The organism is Mesorhizobium sp. M2C.T.Ca.TU.002.02.1.1 (assembly GCF_003997225.1).
This window is the reverse complement of record NZ_RZTO01001484.1, coordinates 1-463: the sequence shown is the minus strand read 5'-3', so window position 1 is coordinate 463 and position 463 is coordinate 1. Positions and strand designations below refer to the sequence as shown.

The following is a 463-nucleotide window of genomic DNA, read 5'->3' as shown; positions in this document are numbered from 1 at the left end:
GGCCGTACATGGCAAAGCCGGTCGAGGTGGTCGGATCGCCGATGGCATTGCCCCAATTGTAGAAGGCGGACGGCGCCAGCTTGTCGGCGGCGCGCAGTTCGTAGTGCTTGGCGATCTCGTAGACTTCGATCGTCGCCTCGATGCCGACCTTGCGCCACATGCCGACGATCGCCTGGATCATCTCATAGTCCTTGGGCTTGAAGCCCTTGGTCGTCTGGATGGTGAACTTGACCGGCTTTTCCGGCGAATAGCCGGAAGCGGCGAGCAATTCCTTGGCCTTTTCCGGATTGTGCTCGACCTTGATCGACGCGTCGTAGGATGCGTATTCCGGCGTTTCCAGCGTATCGATCGGCTGGCCGTAGCCGCGCAGCAGGCGATCGACCAGAAGTTTCTTGTCGACGGCCATCACGGCGGCCTGGCGGACGTTCTTGTCCAGCATCGCCTCGATGTCGTTGAAGAAGAT

General features: G+C 60.3%; 1 protein-coding gene. It reads right to left on the bottom strand.

The annotated features are described in order from the left end of the window. Window positions 1-463: ABC transporter substrate-binding protein (locus tag EOD07_RS36870; RefSeq protein WP_245470650.1), on the bottom strand; the 463-nt coding region annotated here is incomplete at both ends.